Below are 19,473 nucleotides of genomic sequence, written 5' to 3'. Positions count from 1 at the left end.
AAAAAGTCGTTAACATCAACCTAATATCAACTTTGTAGTATTTAAGAATATGCCGCACAGAAGTTTTAAAACAAGCAAACCGAAATCCACAATTACTATACTCCCTGAATTGGGCATGGCTGAGCAGGATTTTGTTGCCGATTTCAAGCGTTATTACAGCCACCGTTTGGGTAGGGATGAAAACTGCACGTCGCCGCACTATGCTTATGAGGCGCTGTCGATGGCTATCAGCGACCGGCTCATAGAGCGCTGGAAAAAAACTTACAATACTTATAAAGAGACGGATTGCAAACGGGCCTACTATCTGTCGATGGAGTTTTTAATGGGACGGACCTTAAGTAATGCGATGCTGAATCTGGGCATTACCGAGGCGGTTGAACAGGCCATGTACGATTTGGGCCTTGAGATGGAAGAGCTGGTTGAAAGCGAGCCGGATGCCGGTTTGGGCAATGGCGGCCTGGGCCGTTTGGCGGCTTGTTTTATCGATAGTTGTGCAACCTTGCGGCTGCCGGTGACCGGTTACGGTTTGCGTTATGAATACGGGATGTTTTCTCAGGATATTATCAATGGCGAGCAGGTCGAAAAACCGGACCATTGGCTGCGTAACGGCAATGTCTGGGAAATTGAACGTCCCGAGTACACGCACAGGATTAAATTCGGCGGGCGCACAGAGTCGCATATCGATGAGTTCGGCAACAAGAGGACCAGCTGGATGGACACGCAGGATATACTCGCGGTGCCTTACGATACGCCGATTCCGGGATACAGGAACGGCACCGTAAACACGTTGCGCTTATGGAAAGCCACGGCGACTGAAGAATTTAATTTGCAGGAGTTTAATGCCGGCGATTATGCCGAATCGGTCGCGGCAAAAAATACCGCTGAAAATATTACGATGGTGTTGTATCCGAATGACGCCAATGAAAACGGCAAGGCCTTGCGCCTGCGTCAGCAGTACCTGCTTGCTTCCGCCAGTTTGCAGGATGTGATCGGTTCCTGGGTTGGCCGTCACGGCAATAATTTTTCCGAGTTTGCGGCGAAGAATACCTTTCAGTTAAACGATACGCATCCGAGCATAGCGGTTGCGGAACTCATGCGCTTACTGTTGGATGTTCACGGTTTGGTTTGGGACGATGCATGGGCGATTACCCGCAAAACGATGGCCTATACCAATCACACCTTGTTGCCGGAGGCCCTGGAACGGTGGTCGGTGAGCCTGTTCAAGCAGCTGTTGCCAAGGCTGATGGAGATCATCTTCGATATTAACGCCCATTTTATGGCCGAAGTCTCCGCGCATTGGCCGGGTGATACCGACCGGTTAAGACGCATGTCTATTATTGAAGAAGGTGACGAGCAACATGTCAGGATGGCCTATCTGGCTATCGTCGGCAGCTATTCGGTCAACGGCGTTGCTGCGTTGCATTCGAAATTATTGCAGCAAGGTTTGTTCCGTGATTTTTACGAGTTCTGGCCGGACAAATTCAACAATAAAACCAATGGCGTTACCCCGCGTCGCTGGCTGGCGGCATGTAATCCCGAGTTGGCCGAACTGATTACCGCTACGATAGGCAACGGCTGGCTGACGGATTTGTCGCAGTTGAAGAAGCTCGAGCCTTTTGCCGAAGATAAGAAGTTCCGCAAGCGCTGGCATGAAATCAAGCAAGGTGCAAAGCAAAAACTGATCGATTACAAGAAGCATGAACATGACGTCGATTTTAATGTCGACGCCATTTTTGACGTGCAGGTTAAGCGCGTTCATGAATACAAACGCCAACTGTTGAATGTGCTGCATGTGATTCATCTGTACGACCGGATTAAGCGCGGCGACACGGCGAACTGGACGGATCGTTGCGTATTGATCGGCGGGAAAGCTGCGCCGGGCTATTACATGGCGAAAAAAATCATCAAGCTGATCAACAATGTCTCAAACGTGATTAATTCCGATCCCGACGTGGGCAGAAAATTAAAGCTGGTTTTCTTGCCCAATTACCGGGTTTCCGCGATGGAGAAAATCTGTCCGGGCGCCGACCTTTCCGAGCAAATTTCAACGGCCGGTAAAGAAGCTTCGGGTACCGGCAATATGAAGTTTATGATGAACGGCGCGTTGACTATCGGCACATTGGACGGCGCCAATATTGAGATTCGCGAAGAAGTCGGGGATGAGAATTTCTTCCTGTTCGGTTTGACCGAAGAGCAGGTTGAAGAAATGAGCCGTCACTATGACCCTAATGCGATCATCAATCAGGATGAGGATTTGCTGAGGGTCATTAAGCTGCTCGAGTGCGGGCATTTTAATCAATTCGAGCCGGGTATTTTCGATGATATTCTGGCCTCAATAAAAAGTCCTCACGATCCCTGGATGACGGCAGCCGATTTTCGCAGTTTTATCGATGCACAAAAACGCGTGGAAGCGGCTTACAAGGATCAGGATCACTGGACCAAAATGAGTATCTTAAACTGCGCCGCCAGCGGCAAGTTTTCCACTGACAGAACCATCACCGATTACAACACCGAGATATGGAAACTGAAGCCGGTCAATATCGATAACAAGTTCTGAGCATGTTTCATATCGTTTTGTTTGAGCCGGAAATTCCCGCCAACACCGGGAATATTATCCGGCTATGCGCCAACGCCGGCATGCAGTTGCATTTGATCAAGCCGCTGGGTTTTGAATTGGATGACAAAAAACTGCGCAGGGCCGGGCTGGATTACCATGAGTGGGTGGCGGTTAAAGAGCACGACTCATTGGCTGATTTTGTCGACAGCATTAAGCCGGGGCGGATGTTTGCGCTGACGACCAAAGGGAACGCTTGTTACAGTGAAGTGAGTTTTCAGCCGCAGGATGCTTTTTTGTTCGGGCCTGAGACGCGCGGCTTGCCTGCAACTGTATTGGCGGACTTAGGTGTCGAGCGATGCTTGTATTTGCCGATGCAGGCGGAAAGCCGCAGTCTGAATTTGTCCAATACCGTCGCTATTGTCTTGTATGAGGCTTGGCGGCAGCTGGGTTTTGCCGGAGCGGCGATAAAATAGGCTTAGGAACAGACATCAATTAATTTACGCAATGACCATGAAGACATCAATCCTTCATGCCTTTCATGTTCTTCATGGTTTAAAAATAAAACGTGCTCAAGTTATTCAGGCACATTCCTTAATAGCTAGAGAAATGGAACACGGATGACACTGATGAGACGGGTTTAAACGGATTTGATTTTCTATAAATAGTTTTTCCGTATAAAATTTTTATCTGTGTTTATCAGTCAAATCCGTGTCATCCGTGTTCTGTTGTAAATTACGACTCGGCTTTTTGTTCGCGGGCCAACAGGTTCTGTACGGCCTCCAGCGGGGCCAGACCTTCATATAAAACCTTGTAGGTTTGTTCGGTGATAGGCATGTCCACGCCATGTTTTTTAGCCAGCAAAAAGGTTTCTTTTGCCGCTGAAATGCCCTCAATTTCCTGGCCGATTTCCTGTATAGCCTCTGCCCGGTCTTTGCCCTGTCCCAAGGCTAAACCGAAGCGCCGGTTTCTGGATTGGTTGTCGGTGCAGGTCAAGATAAGGTCGCCAAGGCCCGCCAAGCCCATAAAGGTTTCCTGTTTGCCGCCAAGTTTGACCCCGAGCCGGATAATTTCGTTTAGCCCACGGGTGATCAGTGCCGCCCGCGTGTTGGCGCCTAAGCCGAGGCCGTCGGCAATGCCCGCTGCTATCGCCATGACGTTTTTGACGGCGCCGCCGACTTCTACGCCGATCAGATCCGAGTTGGTGTAAGTTCGGAAACGCTCGCTATGCAGGATGTCGGCCAGAAGCGCTGCAAAATCCGGCTGGGGCGAAGCGATCGTGATGGCTGTCGGCAGGTCGGCCGCGACTTCCGCAGCAAAACTGGGGCCCGAAAGCAAGGCCGCCGGAGTTTGCTCGGAAAAAATATCGGCTACGACTTTGTGCAGCAAGGAGCCGTTATCGGAATTAAAGCCTTTGGTTGCCCACGCTATTTGTATGCCATCGGGCAAATACGCTTTGAGTTTAAGCAGGGTGTCTTTAAATGCATGACTGGGAACGGAAACCAGTATCAGGTTGCAAAAACCCGCCACTTCAGCCAAATCGGAAGTCACGCTGAGGTTTTCAGGGAAAACCGGGCCGGGTAAATAGCGTTTGTTTTCCCGATCTTGTGCCAGCGATGCCATGTGTTCCCGGTTATGACCCCATAAAAGCGTCCGGCAACCATTTCTGGCTGCCAGAATCGCCAAAGTCGTTCCCCATGAGCCAGCACCCAGGACGGCTATTTTTTTATTCATCGAGCGATCCTTCGACAAGCTCAGGACGGAGGTTAGTTGATGGCGTCGGAGCCTGGCGCTTGCTGTGCTTGTTGTAAATGCTGCGAGTATAACGCGTCGAAATTTACCGGGGCTAAAACCATCTGCGGAAAGCCGCCTCTAGTGACGAGATCGGAAATAGCCTCTCTTGCGTAAGGAAAAAGGATATTGGGGCAAAAACTGCCAAGCATGGGGCCCATTTCGGCATCATTAAAACCGGCTAAAGCAAAAATTCCTGCTTGATTGACTTCAACAAGATAGGCTGTTGCGTCGCCGTTTTTTACGGTGATGGTTACCGCAAGGGCTACTTCGTACATTGAGTTATCTAAAGGCAAAACATGGGTGCCCAGATTAAAGTCGACAGCGGGCTCCCATTTTTCGGTGAATACCTTGGGCGAGTTGGGGGTCTCAAAAGATAGGTCTTTGGTATAAATTTTCTGGATGGAAAATTGTTTTTCTACTGCGTTGCTTTCTTCGGTCATGATGAATTTTTAAGATTAGGGCTAATGAATGGGAGTGTCGATTTAGTTTTTGTGTTTGCCGGCTGCTTTGATAGGCAATTTGTAGTCGTTTTCCCAGGCCTGCATGCCGCCGGTGATAACGAAAACCTGTTCGAATCCTGCTTTAGTTAATATTTTTCCTGCGGATGCGGAGCGGGTTCCGCTTTGGCAGGCAATAAGGACAGGTTTGTTTTTGTCAGCTTCCAGTTTTGACAGGTGAGCAGGCAGGTTGCCCAACGGGGTGTTGATCGCGTTTTCAATATGGCCGGCAAGGAATTCCTCCGGCTCGCGGACATCAATGACGACTGTATCGCTATCATTCATTTTAGCGACAGCCAGTAAAGGAGAAATCGCGCCGAATTTCTTGAATGCGGCATCGAATAATTCCTGGATTAATAAGTAAGTAACGACTGCCAGAGCGAGAGATAAGATGTAGTGATTTAAAATGAATTCTAGGTAACGTTCCATGGATTTGTTGTAAAAGTTAAGTGAAAAGATGAATTAACGATTGGGGCAGAAGACTTCCTGCATCATTTTAATGAGTAACAGCATACGGGCATCGTCAATATAGTAATAAACGCGGTTAGCCTGTTTTTTGGAGCCGAGAATATTTTTCTCCTTGAGAATAGCCAAATGCTGGGAAATATTGCTTTGGCTGGTGCCGACCTGATCGACGATGTCTTGTACGCAGATTGAATCATTGCCCAGAACACACAATATTTTCAAACGCAATGGATGCGACATTGCCTTTAAGCAGTAAGCCGCCCTGGCTATATCGGCATCGGTTGTGTCTGTGTGCTGGTCTTTAATTTTCATAGGTGGGTTAACGCTTCTAGTTTATTGAATTTGATTAAAAAAGAACCCGTGAAGAATTATTTATACACAACTGTTGTCAACGTGTATTAATATAATGACTACTTGATTGCACAATTGGCACCAGCCAAAAGATAAAAAACCAGTAAATCTGGCAAAATAATACATCACTACAACCATTTTTGGTAATGAAGAATAAAATGGGGCGCAAAGCAGTTTGTTTTGTAGAGATAATAGTAATGTGGATTTTTTTTAGTATCGGGAGATAAAGATAAAGATGTTGAATCGGCCAAAGCCTCTGGTATTGCTGATCCTTGACGGATTCGGTTACACGTTGGACAAAGAAAACAATGCCATTGCAATGGCTGATGCACCTTTCAAGTCTGTTTAATCTGTGGATGATAAAGAAGCTGGTTTTTTGCCTTTTGCTGAGTGCGTTTGTTCATGAAAGTAATGCGGAAATCTCGGAAAAAAGCGAAGAGCTAAATGAAGTTCAGTCGGGCATAGCAGAGGCCGGACAAAATAGGGAGCGGATTCAACAGCAGCGAAATACGCTAAACACGCAGTTGGGTGAGGTTGAAAAACTCTACGGGAAGACGGCCGCTTTATTAAGAACATTGCAGACCCAAGTTGAACAAAAACGCCAGAATTTGACCAGGATTCGCCAGGAAAAGCAGCGTCTTCAAAATGAAGTCGCTAAGGAAAACAAAGAATTAGCAGGTCAAATAAAAGCCGCCTATGCAATGGGGCAAAAGGAACAGTTGAAGCTTCTTCTCAATCAGCAAGATCCTACATTATCCAGTCGGATGCTGGTTTATTATGATTATCTTAATAAGGCGCGCTTGACAAAACTGGCCAGTATTTCTGAGTCTGTGCGGCATTTGGATCAATTGGATGAGCAGCAACAGCAGGAAACCGAGCTTTTAGAGAAAAGTCTTGAGCAAAAGAAATCAGAGCAGATAGTCGCAGACGGCGTAAGAAAACGAAGATCTGAACTGCTGACGCAATTAAAAAGCGATTTTTCTTCAAATGAACAGCAAATAATTCACTTGAAAGAAAGTGAAAACAAGCTGAAAAATCTGGTATCGTCATTGCAAAGATCGACCAATGATCTTTCTTTTGAGGTTGAGCAATCCAAAAAATTGCATGAGGCTGTTGAGGCTCCGGCCGAGCCGGCCAAAGACTTGCCGGATTCCAAGGATGATTTTCCCAAGCTTAAGGGCGACTTTTCGTCACTTAAAGGACAACTGCCTTGGCCTGTCAAGGGGCGGTTAACCAATAAGTTCGGCAGTGTGCGGGCGGAGAGCACGGAGAGCATTTGGGATGGCGTGTTAATTGACGCCAGTGAGGGAACGGAGATACGTGCGATTACCAGCGGGAAAGTGGTATTTTCTGATTGGCTGCGCGGTTTTGGCTTGTTGATTATTATTGATCACGGCAAGGGCTATATGACCCTTTATGCGTTTAATCAGAGTTTATATCGGCAGGTTGGTGAGTGGGTGGATGTCGGTGAAGTCATTGCTTCCGTTGGGCAAAGCGGTGGGCGCAGTCATTCCGGGTTATATTTTGGAATACGCAACAAAGGTAAGCCGGTTGATCCGCTTGAGTGGTGCCGAAAGTAATCGGGATCAAGTTAGTTAACTGTGTATGGTCATGTTTTAGGAAATCCAGTGTTTGGAGTTGTAAGGTACATGTTAAAAAAGAAAAATATTTTCATTTTGTCCTTAGGGATTATGTTGGGTGTTTTTATGGGCATCTGCGGCAGCGTCTTTGCCGAGCGGGGTAAGGCAGAGCCTGTGGCTGAAACAGAAACCCTGCCTTATGAAGACTTGCGCGCATTCACGGAAATTTTCGGACGAATCAAAAGGGACTATGTAGAGCCCGTTTCCGACAAAAAATTATTGGAAGATGCCATCCGCGGCATGTTGAGCGGGCTTGATCCTCATTCCGCTTATTTGGTTGCCGAGGAATACCAGGAATTAAAAGAGGGTACAACCGGGCAATTCGGCGGCCTGGGCATCGAAGTTACGATGGAAAACGGCTTTGTTAAAGTGGTTTCCCCTATAGATGACACTCCGGCCCAAAGAGCCGGCATTAAAACCGGAGACCTGATTGTCAGACTTGATGATCAGCCGGTAAAAGGCATGACCTTGGCGGATGCGGTCAAGCTTATGCGCGGCGAGCCCGGCAGCAAGATTTTGTTGACGGTTGTTCGCGAAGGGATGGAAGCGCCTTTAAAAATCAACATAACCCGCGATATTATAAAAGTTAAAAGCGTAAAAAACCGGATGCTGGAAAAAGGTTACGGCTATGTGCGGATCAGCAGCTTTCAATCAGGAACCGGGGAAAGCCTTAAAGAAGCTCTCGCTGCATTGAAAAAAGAGAATGGGGGCAGTCTTAAAGGCTTGGTGCTGGATTTAAGAAACAATCCCGGTGGCGTGCTGAATGCAGCAGTTGAAGTCAGTGACGCGTTCATCAAGAGCGGCCTGATCGTCTACACCGAAGGCCGTATTGAAAACTCGGAAATGCGCTTTAATGCCTCTCCCGATGACCTTATTGACGGCGCGGCGATGGTCGTGTTGATCAACGCCGGTTCCGCCTCAGCCTCGGAGATTGTCGCCGGAGCTTTGCAGGATCAAAAGCGCGCTGTAATTATGGGTGAGAAATCGTTCGGTAAAGGTTCGGTGCAGACTATATTGCCAACCAGTAACGGTTCGGCAGTTAAGCTGACGACAGCCAGGTACTACACGCCTTCAGGCCGCTCCATCCAGGCCGAGGGTATTGAGCCGGACATTACCTTAGCCCGCGTCAAGCTGGAGTCGTTGGAAAAAACGGAATTCAAGCCAGTCAAAGAGGCTGATTTGTCGCGTCATTTGCAAAATGGCAAAGGAAAAAGCACCGACGGTGAAGGCGAGCAAGGCGAAAACAAGGAAGCTCTGGAAACGAAGGATTATCCTTTATATGAGGCGCTGACCTTGTTAAAAGGCATGAGTATTATGCATAAATAAGCATTAGCTTGTAGCGGTAATCGAAAAACCCGGATTTTGGCAGGCAGGGATGTTTGCTGGGATTCGGGTTTTTTATGTCTTAAATTTGTGGGCAAAATTACTGTTTTGTTGTGAAGTCCTTAAATTACGCTAAGGACGCCGGAACTTTATAATTATTGAGTGAGTACCTTTTATGCAGCCATCCGTAGTAATCGTTGGAACGCGTCACACTTACCAAGCGGGAGGAAAGAACTGCGCGAATGAGAATGCAGAACTACTTCGTAATTTCCTTTTGAATGCTTGTCGTGAATGGAGCTTGAGTGGAATTGCCGAGGAGATGAGTAGTGATGGGCTTGTTTATTACCAGAGCATCCAGTCCGTGCCATCTCGGGTTGCCACTGAGCTTGAGCTTTCTCATCGTTATTGTGATCCAACGAACTCTGAGAGGGTTCGTGTTGGAATCATCGGGCCAGGAGAAATCGAACTTGAGGTAAAACAGAACAGCCTTAGTGAAGATGAGAAAATTAATCGGCTAGCAGCTGAGGAAATTAGGCGTGAACAATACTGGCTTAAGGAGCTGCAAAACCAAAATGTCTGGCCTACTCTTTTCGTGTGCGGCCCAAATCACGTTATGAGTTTCAAGTCGCTCCTTGATTCAGTTGGTCATGCTACGCATGTTCTGGTTGAGGACTGGGAGCCTAACGCCATAATCGAGCGCGGTAGGATGGGTAGAGCGTAGCGAAACCCACCCTACATCACTTCGTGCCTTCGTGGTGAACTAACGCGGATTAACGAATCGACTTTTGGTAATTGACGCTAAAGTCATTCAAGTTAGACAGCGCCACAGGTAGGTCTTCGGTTTTTTCAAGACTGAATGCATTAACGCCGACACGAGACAAATAAAATACTTGGTCGCGCACGAAGTGACCGGTCGCCCGGATCTCGCCTTGATAGTTGTAGCGGCCTCTGAGCAGCCAGGCATGGGAAAACATGCGGCCATCGGCAAAGGCGGGGAAATCGAGTTCGATTAACTGGATGTCCTTTAAATCGGCGGCGATGTCTTCAAGCGAATCGGCGGGTCCGATCCTGACGCCTATCTTGCCGTTAGATTTAAGCAATTGTTGCTTGTCTTTTTTCCAGCGGGCTAGTGAAACGCTGATGTCGCCATCTTTCAGTTCGGCGTCATCGGCAATATAGCTCCAGCTGTCGTCAACAATCTGTTTGTCTTTAATTATCTGCATAGACTTGCTCTTTGAATGGGTTGATGCCAACGCGCTTTACCATGTCCAGAAAGGACTCGTCTTCCAGGCGTTGCTTGATATAAACGTCCAGTATGGTGGTGATGGCTTGGGTGACTTGGTCTTTGGCAACGGCTGGTCCCAGTCTTTCGCCGATAGCCGCCTCGTTTTCGGAGGAACCGCCCAAGGTCAGTTGATACCATTCAACGCCTTTTTTGTCGACGCCCAGTATGCCGATATGGCCGACGCTTTGGTGCGCACAGCCGTTCATGCAGCCGGACATGTTGATTTTTACATCGCCAATATCATGCAGGTAGTCCATGTCATCAAGCGCTTCGTTGATTTCTTTGGCGATACCGATAGAGCCGGCGTTGGCGAGCGAGCAAAAGTCGAGACCGGGGCAGCAAATCATATCGGTCGCGGTGCCGATATTGGGTGTGGCCAGTTTCAGTGCGTCGAGTTGTTGCCACAGCGCGAACAGGTCGGCTTGTTTGACGTCGGCAAGAATCAGGTTTTGCCGGTGCGTGCTTCTGAGTTCACCAAAGCTGTATTGATCGGCCAAGTCGGCAACCGCGTCAAGCTGCGTATCGGTCATGTCACCCGGAGGCGAGTCCGGTGCTTTTAGCGAGATGAATGCGGCGCGGTATCCGGGCACTTTGTGATCGGCAGTGTTGTGTTTAACCCAGGTGGCAAATGCCTTGTTTTCGAGTTGTTGCTGCGCAAAGCTGGTGTCTTGCGCGGCATCTGTCTCGTAAGCAGGCGGCGCAAACTGGGCTTTGATGGCTTCTATGCGATCAGGCGCCAGTTCCAGGTCGTCGCGGATTAGCAGCCATTCTTTTTCGACCAATTCGGAGAATTTCTCCATGCCCGATTCTTTGACCAGGATTTTAATACGCGCTTTGTATTTGTTGTCCCGGCGGCCGAACAGGTTGTATATCCGCAGTATGGCTTCCAGATAAGACAATAGGTGTTTCTTTTCTAAATAGGGTTTGATGACTTGGCCTATGATCGGCGTGCGTCCCAGGCCTCCGCCGACAAGCACTCTAAAGCCGGTTTCTCCTGCGTCGTTTTTAACCAAGTGCAAGCCAATGTCATGGAATTGGGTGGCTGCTCTATCATGCTTTGCACCGCTTACCGCAATCTTGAATTTTCGCGGCAGGTAGGCGAATTCTGGATGCAGGGTGGTCCATTGTCGGATAATCTCGCAATAAGGGCGGGGATCTTCAATCTCGTCGATACAGACACCGGCCAAGTGATCGGTTGAGGTGTTTCTCAGGCAGTTGCCGCTGGTTTGGATGGCGTGCATTTGGACTTCGGCCAATTCTTCAAGAATATCGGGGACTCTTTCCAGTTGGGGCCAGTTGAACTGGATGTTTTGCCGGGTCGTAAAATGACAGTAATTTTTGTCGTAGGTACGGGCAATGTGCGCTAATTTTCGAATTTGTTTGGCGTTAAGCAGGCCGTAGGGGCCGGCTATCCGCAGCATCGGGGCGTGAGTTTGAATGTAGAGGCCATTCATTAAGCGCAATGCGCGAAATTGATCGTCAGAAATTTCGCCTTTTAAAAAGCTTTCCGTCTGCCTTCTAAATTGAGCTACCCGTTGTTCGATGAGTGTTTGGTCGGTGTCGTTATACTGATACATAAATAAGCGCTTAGTGCCTGTCCAGGCGAGTAATTACAACCAATTATCATATACTGCGGGTCATAAAATGACAAAGGTTATTGTATGGTGCTAATATTGTCCGCTAAATTTTGGGTGTTTTTGGTTAATTTATTTTGAAATAAAAATTAGGGGGTTATTTTGGTGCGGTCATTGGTTGTCTTGTTGTCTCTATTGCTGTTGCCTGGAATGGCGATGGCGGGTGGTTTTGAAAGTCTCGGGCTGACGGGGACGGAACGGGGTGTTTATACTGTTTTGATCTTTATCATTGCCTATGGCTTTGTTATGGCGGAAGAGTTTACTCATCTAAGCAAGTCCAAGCCGGTTATTCTGGCCGCCGGCATTATTTGGGCGAATGCGGCCGTTTTAGCTGCTCAAGCGGGTGTTTCTGCTGAGGACATGCACGAAGCTTTCGAATACAATTTGAAAGAATATGCAGAGTTAATGTTATTCCTGCTGGTTGCCATGACTTATATCAACTCAATGGCCGAGCGTAACGTGTTTGAGGCTTTGCGTTCCTGGCTGGTAAGAAGGCAGTTCGGCTATCGCAAGCTGTTTTTGATTACCGGCGTTATTACGTTCTTCTTGTCCTCGGTAGCTGATAACTTGACGGCGGCTTTATTGGTCGGCGCGGTGGTTATGGCGGTAGGTGCGGATAATCCGAAATTTGTCAGCATCGGTTTTGTTAATTTGGTGGTTGCGGCTAATGCGGGCGGTGCGTTCTGTCCTTTTGGCGATATTACTACCTTGATGGTTTGGCAGGCTGAGTACGCGGAGTTTTTTGATTTTTTCAAATTGTTTATTCCATCTGCGGTGAATTACGGGGTGCCGGCGGCAGTAATGTATTTTGCTGTACCTGATGAGCAACCGAAGGTTTCCGATGAGGCGGCGGTGCAATTAAAACCGGGTGCGATAGTGGTTTGTGTAATGTTCTTGTTGACTATCGTTACGGCGGTAAGCTTTAAGCAGGCGCTGCATTTGCCACCGTTTATGGGCATGATGGTCGGTCTTTCCGTGTTAATGCTTTACGGGTATCGTTTAAAAACTGTCTATCGCGTTGAAGGTGATGATGCGTTTGATATTTTCGATAAAGTGCGTCATGCGGAATGGGATACCTTGTTGTTTTTCTTCGGTGTGGTATTCGCTGTCGGCGGTTTAGGCTATATCGGTTATCTTGAGCTATTGTCCAGCGCTATGTACGATGGTCTAGGCGCTACAACTGCAAATATTTTAGTGGGCGTGATTTCGGCGATTGTTGATAACATTCCTGTTATGTTTGCGGTGCTGAATATGAATCTGGATATGGATCTGTATCAGTGGTTATTGGTGACTTTAACTGCCGGTGTTGGTGGTTCGCTGTTATCGGTGGGTTCTGCTGCCGGGGTCGCCTTAATGGGGCAGTCCGATCATAAGTATACCTTTTTCAGTCACTTGAAATGGACGCCTGCAATTGCCGGTGGTTACGTGGCGAGTATTGTTGTTCATTATCTGATTAACGGTTAGTTTTTGCTAAGGCGCCGCACTTTCAGTGCGGTGCTGTTGTTTTGTAAGGCCGGATATTACGAATTGATGTTCGGCTTTTCTCATTTGTGTTTAGTTAATAGCTGGGCATGAAGTATTCTGATTCCTCTTAGCTAGTCTTTTGATTTTGGCTCTATTCAGTAAAAATGGCATGGGGCTGTTTATGGCTGAATTATTTGTCTGTCAAACTCTCAAAATTTAAACCAGTATAAATTTAGTCGCATCGTTGCGACATGTCGCTTTTAGAGGTGTTCTGTGGCAAATAATTCAAGCGTCAAGCAGGCGTTCTTTAATAGGCGAATGCTCATTTGCGTTTTCACTGGATTTAGCTCTGGTTTGCCTCTGTATATTCTAATCGGGTTGCTGCCGGCATGGTTGCGGTCTGAAGGCGTCGATTTAAAAGCGATAGGCTTGTTTGCTTTAATTCAATTGCCGTATACCTGGAAGTTTTTTTGGGCGCCGCTGTTTGATCGCTTCGTCCCGCCGCTAGGGCGGCGGCGAGGCTGGCTCTTAATTACGCAAATGGCATTATTGTTATCCATTCCTGCATTTGGAATGCTACATCCTGATCTGGATTTATGGGCAATTGCCTATCTTGCAGTTGTAGTCGCATTTTTCAGTGCATCGCAAGATATTGTATTGGACGCCTATCGACGTGAATTATTGTTGGATGCCGAGCTCGGACTGGGTAATGCAGTGCATGTCAATGCATACAAAATTGCGGGTTTGATACCGGGGTCTTTATCGCTCATTCTGGCCGATCATTTGCCATGGAGTGGTGTGTTTTTTATCACTGCATTGTTCATGTTGTTGGGTGTCGCTATGACTCTTTTTGTCAGTGAACCGGAGCTTAAGAATGGGGCTCCGAAGACGCTCAGGACGGCTGTTGTTGAGCCATTTCAAGAGTTTATCGGTCGTAATGGTTTGAAGTCAGCGGCGTTGATACTTTGCTTTATCTTTTTCTACAAGTTAGGCGATAGTATGGCCACTGCGCTGGCTACGCCGTTTTATCTGGATATGGGCTTTAGCAAAACAGAGATTGGGCTTATCGCTAAGAATGCCGGGTTGTGGCCAAGTGTCGTGGGTGGGTTGCTCGGCGGCATTTGGATGGTTAAGCTTGGAATTAACCGCGCTTTGTGGATTTTCGGCTTAGTGCAGATGATTGCTATTTTAGGCTTTGCTTGGCTGGCATTGGTGGGGCACAGTTTGTTGTGGCTGGGTGTGGTTATTGGGATTGAGGCGTTAGGGGTAGGGTTGGGGACGGCGGCCTTTGTTGCTTTTATTGCTCATGCCACGCACCCGCTTTACACTGCAACGCAATTTGCGTTGTTCACAAGTCTGGCCGCCGTGCCGCGCACTTTTGCTAATGCCGCAACGGGTTATTTGGTTGAGTGGTTCGGGTGGGTGGCTTTTTTCCTGTTTTGTTTCGTCATTGCGATCCCTGGGATGTTGCTTCTATTTAAAGTTGCGCCGTGGAATGGGCGGCAGGAGCTCGAAAATGCGCAATAGCCGGATTTGGTAAATAGAGGCGACGTCTTCATAAGGTGAAGCTTGAAAACTTGTTGTCTTTGCTAGATGAGTCGGAAGGTAAGCAAAGCGAAATGACGCTTAAATTTCCAAATTGAGCTTCGCTAAAACAACTTTCTACGTCGACTTCCCGTCAGCCGATACCGTTAATGATTTTGTCGGGCTGATTTTTGCAGTATAAAGCCAGCCCACTATAACCTTTTTTCTCATGCATCATGATAGAAGTAGTGGGGCAAAAAGGGGGGGATTAAGTCGATGTAGTTGGGCTTTTGTTTCCTAAATGCAAATAATGTCAGCGGTTTGTTGGCGCATTCGCGTGAAGAACTTTTTACGTTCCGCGGAGCGGACGCCGTTTGCATTTAAGGTGATAATGCGTAGGCGTATAAATTGAGTTGCGAATTTCTAATGAAAAACGTATTATACGAGGTTCTTCAATAAAGTATGTGGCCCATTTAAGGGTATGTGAAAGTAATATGAAACCAGAAATTCATCCAGAATATAAGCAAATTACTGTGACCTGCGGTTGCGGTAATAAATTTGAGACCGGTTCTGTATTGGGTAAGGATTTGCAAGTTGAGGTTTGTTCTTCATGTCATCCTTTTTATACAGGGAAACAACGCGTAGTTGATACCGCGGGTCGCGTCGATAAGTTCCGTAAAAAATATGGCAAATAAATCCTTTGCGGATTTTTGCTTGGATGGCTAATTTTGAGCGTGAGCACAAAAGCCATTGGTTATGATGAAGATGCAATAAGAAAATTGGTTTTGATTGATGTCGTAATGTATTAATCCTATCTAGTTTTGCATGGCAGTCAGAAAATAAAAAAGCCAGTACAGCTTGTTGTACTGGCTTTTTTATTTTCTGGGACTTGGTTTTTTAAAGGTTCATATTGTTCAAGTTGGGTAAGAGTTTTGTTCGGGCTTCGGAATTTTTTGTGGGTCCTGCACTGGATGTGAGAATGGTTCGCGATTTGGAGGGTTTAAGTCATCGATTACGAGTCAGTTCTATAAATCCAGACCGGACAGTCCTTCAATGGACCAGTTGGCAAAATCATTGCTGCCTTCTGTGTCGTCGCCGTTTTTATAGGTAATACGGCAGGCATATTTTTTACTGACAGGGTTTGTATTCGTGCTGGTGATGTCGATTTCGCCGTTAATGACGTATTGGTAATTGCCGAGGCTCCAGGCATTGATAGGTTTTTCGGCGAAGTTAACGGATGTATCGGATCCAAGTTTTGATTTGATGTAGGTATTGCAATGGGCGAAAGCGAGTCCGGTTAGTGGTGTTGAAATAGGGGACTGGCTTCCTTGGTCTTTGCTGTCAACAAGAAATAAATCTGACTGGATTACTTTGTAAACGAGAGGCATGGCGATCTCTTTTTGAATCAAAAGGAGCGCTGTTAGGCCGACAATAAAGATTAAGATGGAGTATTTTTTCATGATTTAGGATGATTGGGTTGAAAATAAATAAAATTAATTTTAACAGGAATCAATGTTTTAAGTGTAGAGGAATTTATTGGCTAAGGATTGGGTTCAAGGAAATGAATTAGGCGTTTGTTTTTGACTTGACAAGGCTAATCGAACTGGTAGACTGACGGCTCACTAAATTGACTTGGTGGTGCTTGGTTCTTGGTATATCTAAGGCCAAGTGGGAAAATGGAGTTGTAACTATAGCCCCTGTCCATAACAAGTCAGGGATTTTATAATTTTTGGAGGTAGAAATGGCAGCTACAACTGAATCAGTGAGAGCTGATGCTGCGGAAGCACCGCTGTTAAATAAGAAAAATTTGATCCTGGGATCACTAGTATATGTAGTGTTCTATGCTTGGGTTCGTTGGTATGAAGGTATTTATGGCTGGTCAGCTGGTCTGGATTCATTCGCACCTGAATTCGAAACATATTGGATGAACTTTCTTTATATTGAGTTCGTTCTTGAAGTGGCTACTGCAGGTATCCTGTGGGGTTATATCTGGAAAACTCGTGATCGTAAAGTGATGTCAATAACACCAAGAGAAGAGTTGAGAAGACACTTTACTCATTGGACTTGGTTGGTAATGTACGCTTTCGCTATTTACTACGGCGCTAGCTACTTTACAGAGCAAGATGGTACATGGCATCAAACTATCGTTCGTGATACTGACTTCACACCAAGTCACATCATCGAATTCTATTTGAGCTATCCTATCTACATCATCACTGGTGGCGCTGCTTTCTTGTATGCAAAAACAAGACTTCCTACTTATCAGCAAGGTCTGCACCTTCAATATATGGTGGCAGTTGTTGGTCCTTTCATGATTCTGCCAAATGTTGGCTTGAACGAATGGGGTCACACTTTCTGGTTTATGGAAGAATTGTTCGTTGCTCCTTTGCACTATGGTTTCGTATTCTTCGGATGGGCGGCTTTAGGCGTAATGGGTGTTGTGAACACAGAAGTTGCAGCTATTGCTAAACTTTTGAAAAAAGACTTAGCTTAATAATATAAGTCTTTGGTTGTAATTACTATCTCCTCGGCTGTTTCGCTTTTTTTCAGGGTGAAACAGCTAAAGTTAGATAGTTATTAATAAAAATAATTTAAATCCTTTAGGAGGTAAGCTAATGAGCGCATCTCAATCAGCTGTACGTTCACGCGCTGAAGCAGTTAAAGTTTCACGCACGTTCGATTGGCTAATTTGCTTTACATTGTTCTTCGTAGTACTTGGTGGTTATCACATTCACTACATGTTAACTGGTGGTGACTGGGATTTCTGGACTGACTGGAAAGATAGACGCTTATGGGTAACCGTGGCTCCGATCGTTTCAATCACTTTTCCAGCAGCTGTTCAAGCTGTATTATGGTGGCGTTACCGTTTGCCTTTTGGCGCAGTGCTTTGCATTTTAGGTCTGCTGTTGGGTGAATGGGTCAACAGATACATGAACTTCTGGGGTTGGACTTATTTCCCTGTAAACTTCTGCTTCCCATCAAACCTGATGCCAGGCGCTATCGTTATTGACGTTATCTTAATGCTGACAAACAGCATGACAGTTACAGCAGTACTTGGTGGCATGGCGTGGGGTCTGTTGTTCTATCCAGGCAACTGGCCAGTTATTGCTCCATTACATGTTCCTGTTGAATACAATGGCATGATGATGACACTGGCTGACTTACAAGGTTACCACTATGTAAGAACTGGTACACCTGAGTACATCAGAATGGTTGAAAAAGGTACATTAAGAACTTTTGGTAAAGACGTTGCTCCAGTATCAGCGTTCTTCTCTGCTTTCGTGAGTATCTTGATTTACTTCTTGTGGCATTTCTTCGGTAAATGGTTCGGTGGCACTAGCTTCACTCAAAGTTCTTAAGAACCTTGTTTGTAGAAATTCACACAAAAAGACTGGTGTTAGCAAGAGAAAATCGACTGTTGGCACTAGATACTCTGAAAACTATAGATTCTCTATTATAGAGGAGGATATATGAAATTAATAAAAGACAAGGTTGCTAAATTATCCTTTGTCGCACTGCTGATAACTGTTACAGCAGCGATGTTTTACGCACCAACTGCATCTGCTCATGGTGAAAAGTCGCAAGCCGCTTTCATGCGTATGCGTACAATTCACTGGTTTGACCTGAACTGGTCAAAAGATACTGTGGCTGTTAACGACACTATGACAATTTCTGGTAAATTCCACGTTTTCGCTGGATGGCCTGAAACTGTTGATAAACCAGAAATATCTTTCTTGAACATCGGTATTCCAGGTCCTGTATTTATTCGTCAAGGTTCTTGGATCGGTGGTCAATTAGTTCCTCGTTCAGTTACTCTGGAACTGGGTGATACCTATGAGTTTAAAGTTTTGTTAAAAGCGCGTCGTCCAGGTGACTGGCACGTACACACTATGATGAACGTTAAAGGCGGTGGTCCAATCATCGGTCCAGGTAAATGGGTAACTGTTACTGGTACTATGGGATCATTTGTTAATCCAGTTACTACGTTGTTAGGCGATACTATCGACTTAGAAACATACAATCTGAGCAACACTTACTTCTGGCACGCTTTCTGGTATGCCTTAGGTTTGGCTTGGGTAGCTTATTGGATTCGTAAGCCTGTATTTGTTCCACGTCATATTGCTGTTGAAGCAGGTAAAGCAGACTCTTTGATTACTGCTGGCGACAGAAAAGTTGCTATGGGTTTTGCAATAGGTACAATTGCGATTGTTGCTTTCGGTATGAGCAGCACAAACGCAGCGTATCCTGTAACAACTCCATTGCAAGCTGGTTTGTTGCGTGGCATGAAACCAATTGAAATGCCTGCAAAAACTGTTAACGTTAAAGTTGAAGATGCAACTTATCGTGTACCAGGCCGTGCTATGCAAATGACACTGACTATCACTAACAATGGTGATTCTGCAGTGCGTTTAGGTGAGTTTAACACTGCTGGTGTTCGATTCTTAGATCCTAAAGTTCATGTTGATGAAACTGGCTATCCAGATGACTTGTTGGCTGAAGAAGGTTTGACTGTTAGCGATAACAGCCCAATTGCTCCAGGTACATCAAGAACTGTGCAAGTTACTGCTTCTGACGCTGCTTGGGAAGTTTACCGTTTAGCTGACTTGATCTATGATCCAGACAGCCGTTTTGCTGGTTTGTTGTTCTTCTTTGATGAAGCTGGCAACCGTCAAATGATCATGGTAGATGCTCCATTAATTCCATCTTTCATTTAATGAAATAATTAGCCGGCAGCCTTGGTTGTCGGCTAAGGAATTGAAACCCTCGTTACCAATAGGTAACGAGGGTTTTTTTTTGAGGTAAGGGTTTAATTAATCATGGGCGGATTCAACTCCGAAGTGCAATCCTAGTAATCATGCGGCATCCCTCTCTTGTTCAGGAAAAAAGACCTCATGAGGTGTTTTAAAATTGAGTGTTTTTCGAGGGCGATGGTTGAGCTTAT

At 46.2% G+C, this 19,473-nt stretch carries 18 protein-coding genes; 11 read left to right on the top strand and 7 right to left on the bottom strand.

Translation table 11 applies throughout. The annotated features are described in order from the left end of the window. The first annotated feature begins 49 nt into the window (after positions 1-49). Positions 50-2,557 (top strand): glycogen/starch/alpha-glucan phosphorylase, encoded by a 2,508-nt coding sequence (locus B0F88_RS18515; protein WP_104425427.1) that lies wholly within the window; start codon positions 50-52, stop codon positions 2,555-2,557. A gap of 2 nt (positions 2,558-2,559) precedes the next feature. After that, positions 2,560-3,030, top strand: coding sequence for a tRNA (uridine(34)/cytosine(34)/5-carboxymethylaminomethyluridine(34)-2'-O)-methyltransferase TrmL (gene trmL / locus B0F88_RS18510; protein WP_104425426.1), 471 nt, complete (start codon positions 2,560-2,562; stop codon positions 3,028-3,030). Positions 3,031-3,289: 259 nt separating this feature from the next. Here trmL and B0F88_RS18505 read toward each other — a convergent pair whose 3' ends face one another. The 4 genes from B0F88_RS18505 to B0F88_RS18490 are packed head-to-tail and all read right to left on the bottom strand — an operon-like array spanning position 3,290 to position 5,622. Beyond that, positions 3,290-4,288 carry an NAD(P)H-dependent glycerol-3-phosphate dehydrogenase gene (locus tag B0F88_RS18505; RefSeq protein ID WP_104425425.1) on the bottom strand — a complete coding sequence of 333 codons (999 nt, stop codon included), beginning with the start codon at positions 4,286-4,288 and terminating at the stop codon, positions 3,290-3,292. A 32-nt stretch (positions 4,289-4,320) separates the two neighbouring features. After that, positions 4,321-4,788: a protein-export chaperone SecB gene (secB, locus tag B0F88_RS18500; RefSeq protein WP_104425424.1), complete on the bottom strand. Its 468-nt coding sequence runs from the start codon at positions 4,786-4,788 to the stop codon at positions 4,321-4,323. 42 nt (positions 4,789-4,830) lie between these two features. Further along, complete coding sequence (locus B0F88_RS18495) at positions 4,831-5,274, bottom strand: rhodanese-like domain-containing protein (RefSeq protein WP_104425423.1); 444 nt, start codon at positions 5,272-5,274, stop codon at positions 4,831-4,833. 33 nt (positions 5,275-5,307) lie between these two features. Then, positions 5,308-5,622, bottom strand: a complete 315-nt coding sequence (locus B0F88_RS18490) for an ArsR/SmtB family transcription factor (RefSeq protein ID WP_104425422.1) — start codon at positions 5,620-5,622, stop codon at positions 5,308-5,310. Between the two features lie 311 nt (positions 5,623-5,933). Between B0F88_RS18490 and B0F88_RS18485 the strand changes: the two genes are divergently transcribed. The 3 genes from B0F88_RS18485 to B0F88_RS18475 all read left to right on the top strand — a co-directional run bounded on the left by B0F88_RS18485 (position 5,934) and on the right by B0F88_RS18475 (position 9,345). After that, on the top strand, positions 5,934-7,241 hold the full coding sequence (locus B0F88_RS18485) for a murein hydrolase activator EnvC family protein (RefSeq protein ID WP_258076734.1): 1,308 nt from the start codon (positions 5,934-5,936) through the stop codon (positions 7,239-7,241). A 69-nt stretch (positions 7,242-7,310) separates the two neighbouring features. Continuing rightward, the gene (locus B0F88_RS18480; protein ID WP_104425420.1) at positions 7,311-8,627 is read left to right on the top strand and encodes a S41 family peptidase; all 1,317 of its coding nucleotides are present in this window, start codon (positions 7,311-7,313) and stop codon (positions 8,625-8,627) included. 172 nt (positions 8,628-8,799) lie between these two features. After that, a complete protein-coding gene (locus tag B0F88_RS18475) occupies positions 8,800-9,345 on the top strand; it encodes a hypothetical protein (RefSeq protein ID WP_104425419.1) in 546 nt (181 codons plus the stop codon). Between the two features lie 49 nt (positions 9,346-9,394). On the opposite strand, the gene B0F88_RS18470 is transcribed toward B0F88_RS18475, so the two are convergent. Continuing rightward, positions 9,395-9,847 carry a DUF934 domain-containing protein gene (locus B0F88_RS18470; protein WP_104425435.1) on the bottom strand — a complete coding sequence of 151 codons (453 nt, stop codon included), beginning with the start codon at positions 9,845-9,847 and terminating at the stop codon, positions 9,395-9,397. Beyond that, positions 9,834-11,486 carry a nitrite/sulfite reductase gene (locus tag B0F88_RS18465; RefSeq protein WP_104425418.1) on the bottom strand — a complete coding sequence of 551 codons (1,653 nt, stop codon included), beginning with the start codon at positions 11,484-11,486 and terminating at the stop codon, positions 9,834-9,836. The genes B0F88_RS18470 and B0F88_RS18465 overlap by 14 nt, the downstream gene beginning before the upstream one ends. Before the next feature lie 213 nt (positions 11,487-11,699). Between B0F88_RS18465 and nhaD the strand changes: the two genes are divergently transcribed. The 3 genes from nhaD (at position 11,700) to rpmE (ending at position 15,226) form a co-directional block, all read left to right on the top strand. Next, complete coding sequence (gene nhaD / locus B0F88_RS18460; RefSeq protein ID WP_181049957.1) at positions 11,700-13,007, top strand: sodium:proton antiporter NhaD; 1,308 nt, start codon at positions 11,700-11,702, stop codon at positions 13,005-13,007. Between the two features lie 273 nt (positions 13,008-13,280). Next, a complete protein-coding gene (locus B0F88_RS18455; RefSeq protein ID WP_219820923.1) occupies positions 13,281-14,534 on the top strand; it encodes an AmpG family muropeptide MFS transporter in 1,254 nt (417 codons plus the stop codon). A gap of 491 nt (positions 14,535-15,025) precedes the next feature. Then, positions 15,026-15,226 carry a 50S ribosomal protein L31 gene (rpmE, locus tag B0F88_RS18450; RefSeq protein ID WP_006891794.1) on the top strand — a complete coding sequence of 67 codons (201 nt, stop codon included), beginning with the start codon at positions 15,026-15,028 and terminating at the stop codon, positions 15,224-15,226. A 330-nt stretch (positions 15,227-15,556) separates the two neighbouring features. Here rpmE and B0F88_RS18445 read toward each other — a convergent pair whose 3' ends face one another. After that, positions 15,557-15,991 carry a hypothetical protein gene (locus tag B0F88_RS18445; protein WP_104425415.1) on the bottom strand — a complete coding sequence of 145 codons (435 nt, stop codon included), beginning with the start codon at positions 15,989-15,991 and terminating at the stop codon, positions 15,557-15,559. Between the two features lie 281 nt (positions 15,992-16,272). Between B0F88_RS18445 and amoC the strand changes: the two genes are divergently transcribed. From amoC to amoB, 3 genes are all read left to right on the top strand, one after another. Then, on the top strand, positions 16,273-17,025 hold the full coding sequence (gene amoC / locus B0F88_RS18440) for a bacterial ammonia monooxygenase, subunit AmoC (RefSeq protein WP_104425414.1): 753 nt from the start codon (positions 16,273-16,275) through the stop codon (positions 17,023-17,025). A gap of 121 nt (positions 17,026-17,146) precedes the next feature. Beyond that, on the top strand, positions 17,147-17,890 hold the full coding sequence (gene amoA, locus B0F88_RS18435) for a bacterial ammonia monooxygenase, subunit AmoA (RefSeq protein ID WP_104425413.1): 744 nt from the start codon (positions 17,147-17,149) through the stop codon (positions 17,888-17,890). A 111-nt stretch (positions 17,891-18,001) separates the two neighbouring features. Further along, positions 18,002-19,246, top strand: coding sequence for a bacterial ammonia monooxygenase, subunit AmoB (gene amoB, locus B0F88_RS18430; RefSeq protein WP_104425412.1), 1,245 nt, complete (start codon positions 18,002-18,004; stop codon positions 19,244-19,246). The last annotated feature ends 227 nt before the right edge of the window (positions 19,247-19,473 follow it).

The sequence above is a fragment of the Methylobacter tundripaludum genome (assembly GCF_002934365.1).
GTDB classification, from domain to species: domain Bacteria; phylum Pseudomonadota; class Gammaproteobacteria; order Methylococcales; family Methylomonadaceae; genus Methylobacter_A; species Methylobacter_A tundripaludum_A.
This window is presented reverse-complemented; position numbering and strand designations above follow the sequence as displayed.